Source organism: Pantoea sp. Morm, assembly GCF_016643525.1.
Lineage (GTDB): Bacteria > Pseudomonadota > Gammaproteobacteria > Enterobacterales > Enterobacteriaceae > Pantoea > Pantoea dispersa.
In genome coordinates, this window is record NZ_VOQX01000156.1 from 1 (window position 1) to 6,005 (window position 6,005).

Consider the following 6,005-nt stretch of genomic DNA (forward strand, 5'->3'; position numbering starts at 1 on the left):
ATGGGGAATTGCCACACATCTACTTGAGCGTTAGGTTCTGGTGGTCGTTTGAGACAGGCGATATTATCTTAAACACAATATCCGCTTCTCGCTCATAGCGGACAGTGTATCAGTCCGCTTTGTGCCAGAGGCGGACATTAGTAACTGATAAACGCTGTTGTTAGACTTTCCCGGTCAGAGTAGATAGGACCCGTCTGATTTAGATTTAGAATAAAATTTATCTGTTTTAATTTTTTGCAAAACTGCTGTGAAGGCTTTTCAGCACTTCATTGATTGCTCTGCTTACAATCCGATCCTCCCGCATAACTGCCCCTAGCGTACGGTGAAGAGGGGGCGTCACGGGGTATAGATCGAGCCCCGCTCTTTCCCCGATACATGCTACGGACATTCGGGGAACAATGCTGTAGCCAAGACCTGCACGGACCATTCTTTTAATAGCCTCAATACTGCCCAGCTCCATGATCGGGCAGGCCATATGTCCTGTCTCCCTGAACCATTGATCAATCAGGGCGCGTGTACCGCTTCCCGGTTCAAAGATAATCAGCGGCAGCGGCAACAAGGCGCCCGGAGTCCATATTTTTACGCTCTGCTTTGAGGCATCCTTTTCCATAATAACAACAAACTCATCCGTACCCAGCGGGATTATGCTGAGGTTTTTACCTGCGGCTGGCAGAGTCACCAGTCCAATGTCAATACGGTTTTCCTCCACGCCCCGCACAATATCGGAAGTGTTACCTGTGCGTACGTCCACCTTCAGCAGGGGATGGGCCTGTCGCAATTGCTGAAGTAAGGGAGGCAGCAGATGAATGCAGGCCGTTGCGCCTGTGCCGACAGTAACAGTGCCGGTTATTTCATCGGAATGCAGGCACACAGATTCAACTGCTGTACTTACCACGGCATCAATTTTCAGGCTGTGCTCAGCGAGGGTCAGCCCGGCGGGCGTGGGTCTTACTCCCCGGCTGGTTCGCTCGATAAGGCGGACGTGAAGCGCCTGCTCAAGTTGTCTTATCTGCAGGCTCACTGCCGGCTGCGACAGACCAAGTGCATCAGCCGCGCCGGAGAAACTTCCCCGGCTGATGACCAGTCTGAAAGTAGCCAGATGATCGAGATTCAGGTTTGCCATCCCAAAATTTTCCTTATGCCGCTGATAAGTCCTGCTGCCTGTATGAAATGATGTATTCGGGTTAGCCTCTGCTTCTGACCGAATAAGGAGCCGTACTGATGGAAATAACCCTCGCAGATGAACGACATATACACGCCATCCAGCAGATTTATGCTTATCACGTATTGAACGGCACCGCCAGTTTTGAAACCGAACCGCCGAACCCGGCTGAAATGACAGCCCGTCTGAAAAAGGTGCGTGCAGCAGGACTGCCCTGGTTTGTTGCGGTCGGGGACGGCAATGTCCTCGGGTACTGCTACCTGTCACGCTATCGGGAGCGGTGTGCCTACAGGTTCACCCTGGAAGATTCTGTATATATTGCTCCAAACCTTCAGGGTCAGGGGATCGGGAAAAAGTTGTTATTAAGCGCGGTTGCATGGGCAGAAGCGTATAACTTTCGCCAGCTCGTAGCCGTCGTTGGAAACAGCGAAAATAGCGCCTCTCTCGCCCTGCATCGCGCGGCAGGCTTCAGTATTACAGGAACACTCAGATCCGTGGGCTTCAAGCACGGACGCTGGCTTGATACGGTCATCCTGCAGCGAACGTTGGGACAGGGTGACGCCGCCTCTCCGGAGAGCACAGTTTGACTGACAGGCATCTGACTGGCCGTACCCTCTTTTGCATTGGCATGACGCAGCTTATCAACTGGGGTATCACATTCTATATGCCAGGCGTCTTCGGCACCGCCATCATGGCGGACACAGGCTGGTCGTCAGTTCTGACATTCTCCGGGCTGACTATTGCCATGCTGGTTATGGGGTTTATTTCGCCTCTTATCGGCCCCCTAATGGCCCGTACAGGCGGACGAACGCTGATGATGGCAGGAACCCTCGCAATTATTCTCAGCTGTTTTCTGATGGCTTTTACCCGCTCAACAGCATCGTGGATTGCCGTCTGGCTCCTGATGGGAGCCGGCATGCGACTTGCTCTGTATGATGCCGCATTTGCTCTGCTTGTAGAAACCGCAGGCGCAGGGGCCCGCCGGGCAGTCTCTCTGGTCACACTGCTGGGTGGCCTCGCTTCAGCCGTGTTCTGGCCTGCTGGGGCTGCGCTACTGCACATTACCGGCTGGCGGTATGCGGTTATCGTTTACGGCTGTGCGGGCATTATCAGCCTGCTTTTTCTGTCCGCCATTCCGGCAGGCAACCGGAGTCAACCACCCGTTGCCGGGCAGCCCACTTTTCCAGCGATCGGAAAAGCAGAAGACCGAAAAGCATTCATCAGCGGCCTGTGGTATGCCACGCTAATAGCGCTAATAAGCTTTGTTTCTACCGGCGTATCCACTCATTTTCCGCAGATACTGGCCGCTTATGGCATGCCTGCCGTGACGGGCATGCTGTGGGGTGGGGGGCAGGTGAGTGTCCGACTGCTGGACGTGGCTTATGGCGCAAATACATCTGCGCTCCGCCTGAGTCTGGTTACCGGCGTTCTGCTGCCAGTCTGTTTTCTAGTCGGCCTTGCAGGTAATGTCACCCCTGTGGCTGCAGCCATTTTTATTCTGGGTTATGGAGCTGTGAACGGAATGAGTACGGTAGTTAAAGCTTTACTGCCTCTTGTGCTGTTTGATCCGAAGCACTATGCCCGAAGAACAGGCGTGCTGCTGTCACCAGCTTTTTTCCTCGCGGCGGTCGCTCCCTCAGCTTACGCCATATTGCTGGAGCGATACGGCACATCCGGCACGCTGCTTTTATCTGCCATCATTACCCTGTTCATTACGGCGATTTCCATTATGATCTGGCGTCTCCATTCCTCGCCGGTTGGACAGAAAGCTTCAATTCCGCCGAAACGTGAAACTGGACACGTCAGGTGACTGTAATTGCTGTCGCAATTCATTAATTAAAAGGAAGATACGATGAAAACTGGACTGATTTCACTGGGACTGCTGACTTCCATTCTGCTCACCGGCTGCGACGAGGGCGCAAAGAGCGAGGAATGGTACAAGGCTCACAACAAAGAGCGTAAATCTAAATATGAAGAATGCCGTAAAGAACCCAATCCGCGCGGCACCGAAGACTGTCGCAACGCGATTGATGCCGATGTACACGCGGGCCAATTTACAAAGAGTCCAGAAAAGGGTTGGTAAAACCATACGAGCCGCCATGAGGCGGCTTTTTTACGTCATTCTTCAGCGATTCCATAGAACGCCTGTTCCACCTAATCCGTCAACTGACCCTGGCGTTACCCCCTGGAACAGTACATATTGTGATTTTGCCGGCGGCTGACGATACCATCTCAAGGTATAACAGGGACCAGGCGGCCAACACCAGGCGAAATACGCCGGCTTCTCCTCTACTTGATTGGATAAAATTCCGGCAACAGTGGCTTGAGCACAATGCGATTTACAGCCGCCGGCATATACATCTCGTTTCGAAAACCGTACAGCGGTAAACATCTATCAAAAATGCCATTATTTACATTAAAGTAATGCCCGTTTTTCGCTCAGAGCGGACGTTTATCTGATCCCGTCCGCTTTGTGCCAAAAGCGGACTTTAATACGGCTCCAGAGTCTATTTTAGGAGTAGCTTACATCTGTCAGGCTTTAGCTAGCGGCTTCATTCGAAAACTAATCCCCATACGATTAATGGCATTCATAGTGGCAATAACAATGGTAAGTTCAACCAAATCTTTTTCACCGAATACAGAAAGCGCTGCGGAATATGCTTCATCAGAAGCATGCGTTTCACTTACACGGGTAACTTCTTCCGCCCATGAGAGCGCAGCTTGCTCTATATCCGAGAATAAATAGGTAGATTCTCTCCAGACAGGCACCAATACAATCTTCTCGACGGACATGCCACTCTTAATAAGATCGCGAGCATGTATATCTATACAGTGTGCACAACCATTGATCTGTGAAACTCTTAAAAAAATTAAATGAATCAGATCATCTGGCAAACTTGTCCCGGTAATGGCGTAATTATGGAGCGCTCCTATAGCCTTGCCACCTTCAGCGGAAACTCGAAACCAGTTTGGACGCTTCATCCTTATATCCTCTTATTGAGATGTTTAAGTAAGTATTTGTTAATAATCATGGTCTGTCACAGAACCGCTACGACTGAATTTAAATTCGTACGTCTGCTCAGACATTGTGATATTAGCCATTAAAGTCGTAGATAAAAGAGGCAAGAAATGAGTTAAACGGTAGGACAATCATAGGGGGATCTCGTCAAGTAAAAGAGGGAAACCATTTTCTGAAAGCAATCATTTTGTGCTGAAAAAACCACGATAATGTCCGTTTCCCGCGCATAGCGGACAGCAGATAATACTGCTCCAAAAGGTGCCAGCCTTGCAGCAAAGCTGGTGGCTTACCGCTCAGGTAAAGACGAGGCTACAGGGGCGCGGGGCTCAAGCGCGTTTCGCGCGGCGCTGGACGCTGAGTTTCAGGTGAAGCGCGAGGATGAGAACATCGCCCTGATTCTGGCCTGCACCAAAATGAAGGAGGCCGAGGAGTCGAAGCGCCGGCATTACGACCTGCAGCCGGTCAGGCTGTTCACGGATGAAGAGGGAGAGGAAATCCACTCGCTGGCCGTGTGGAATGTTTCACGCGAGGTTTCAGAGCTGGCACCTGAACTCAGTGACAGCGCAAAACTTACCGATAATCACATTGCACGTTCGAACCTGATCCGCAGCCGGGCCATGAACAACGAGATCTGCACGCATACAGCCATCCGGGATAATAAGAAAGCGCCTGGGCTTGACGTTAAAAACTTCAGTCGCTGGGTAGCCAAGCCTGAAAATGAAGCACTGCTTACGGTTGGGGCGGAGTGATGACGCTGATGACCAGACGGCAATGTGAGGAGTGAAGTGAGGAAAGGTGAGGAGCCGTGAGGAAGAGGGAGAATTTTCCTCACTTTCCTCACATATACACAGCGGAAGTGAGGAGAGTTCCTGAAACCCCTGATATGACTGGGCTGGGAGCGATTTTGAGAAAATCAGGTGAGGAGAGGTGAGGAACCGAAAAAGTGAGGAGCAAGTGAGGAAGTGTCGGGGCGGAACAACCGGCGGCATGCCATGTAGACCTTAACGTGCGCTTAATCGTCATTCAGGAGGGGGCATGTCCGAGCCCGCTTTTGACAACGGGCGTTCACGACGCTGTGGTTTAACGGCGAACGAAATTGATACCAGTCCAACTGAGCCGCTCTTTACGAACAGGAAAACGGAGAACGCTCTGGCTACATTAAGGTAAAAAGCGGGCAAGCACTGGGGCACTCAGGCCGTCAACGGAGGTATATGCCTTCGCCCTCCTAAACTTTTCCCTGCAGCGAGACGAAACCATCGCACCTGGTGTGCCCCAGTAATTCCGGACGTTGCAAACAGCATGATGTGATGCTCAACCTGGAGCGGGCAATCACTGAACACGCTCGGCAAGGCAGGCGTAACATCCCTGCTTAGCATAATGAATATGGACGTAGCTGACTGTGGGATCGTCAAAGAAATGATTCAGCCGACTTTTCGCCGCCGCACCGTCACAGATATCCGCCTCCAGCATAAAATGGTTTTCATCAAAGGCCCTTAGTGAAATGAGCCTGACAGCGAGTGATTCTGGAATTTCATTGATATATACCCCCTGATGAGTACAGCCTTCCCGGAGATAAATTGCATGTGTGCCGTGATAGGGGGTATCAGCAGGCTGATAGGTATGATTAATCAATATCGCTGTCTCACCGACAGGAATATCACTTAATGAAATTCTGTCGGGATAGCCGGGAAAACTGTCGACGTCTCTTCTTAGCGCACCGTGTTTTTTTAAGTAATGTTCATCCTGCCCAAAGAGATGAAGGAAGGGGGTTGCATCAAGCCCTGAAATTCTGAATTGCATGTTTGCCTCCTGTGATAGTCAGCA

The 6,005-nt window shown here is 51.2% G+C and carries 7 protein-coding genes; 4 read left to right on the plus strand and 3 right to left on the minus strand.

Translation table 11 applies throughout. The annotated features are described in order from the left end of the window. Positions 1 to 226: 226 nt before the first annotated feature. The gene (locus FT726_RS25770) at positions 227 to 1,123 is read right to left on the minus strand and encodes a LysR family transcriptional regulator (protein ID WP_058759808.1); all 897 of its coding nucleotides are present in this window, start codon (positions 1,121 to 1,123) and stop codon (positions 227 to 229) included. Positions 1,124 to 1,221: 98 nt separating this feature from the next. Between FT726_RS25770 and FT726_RS25775 the strand changes: the two genes are divergently transcribed. Genes FT726_RS25775 through FT726_RS25785 form a run of 3 tightly spaced genes read left to right on the plus strand, consistent with a single transcriptional unit; the run spans position 1,222 to position 3,245 of the window. Continuing rightward, on the plus strand, positions 1,222 to 1,749 hold the full coding sequence (locus FT726_RS25775; RefSeq protein ID WP_058759807.1) for a GNAT family N-acetyltransferase: 528 nt from the start codon (positions 1,222 to 1,224) through the stop codon (positions 1,747 to 1,749). Then, a complete protein-coding gene (locus tag FT726_RS25780; RefSeq protein WP_346303690.1) occupies positions 1,746 to 2,972 on the plus strand; it encodes an MFS transporter in 1,227 nt (408 codons plus the stop codon). Before FT726_RS25775 ends, FT726_RS25780 begins: the two co-directional genes overlap by 4 nt. A 42-nt stretch (positions 2,973 to 3,014) precedes the next feature. Further along, positions 3,015 to 3,245: an EexN family lipoprotein gene (locus tag FT726_RS25785; RefSeq protein WP_058759805.1), complete on the plus strand. Its 231-nt coding sequence runs from the start codon at positions 3,015 to 3,017 to the stop codon at positions 3,243 to 3,245. A 449-nt stretch (positions 3,246 to 3,694) separates the two neighbouring features. Here FT726_RS25785 and FT726_RS25790 read toward each other — a convergent pair whose 3' ends face one another. Further along, positions 3,695 to 4,144 (minus strand): carboxymuconolactone decarboxylase family protein, encoded by a 450-nt coding sequence (locus FT726_RS25790; RefSeq protein WP_346303691.1) that lies wholly within the window; start codon positions 4,142 to 4,144, stop codon positions 3,695 to 3,697. Between the two features lie 318 nt (positions 4,145 to 4,462). Here FT726_RS25790 and FT726_RS25795 point away from each other — a divergent pair, with 318 nt between their 5' ends. Next, complete coding sequence (locus tag FT726_RS25795) at positions 4,463 to 4,930, plus strand: hypothetical protein (protein WP_346303692.1); 468 nt, start codon at positions 4,463 to 4,465, stop codon at positions 4,928 to 4,930. 580 nt (positions 4,931 to 5,510) lie between these two features. Here the strand turns inward: FT726_RS25795 and FT726_RS25800 are convergent. Further along, on the minus strand, positions 5,511 to 5,981 hold the full coding sequence (locus FT726_RS25800; RefSeq protein ID WP_136545613.1) for a DUF1203 domain-containing protein: 471 nt from the start codon (positions 5,979 to 5,981) through the stop codon (positions 5,511 to 5,513). Positions 5,982 to 6,005: the final 24 nt, after the last annotated feature.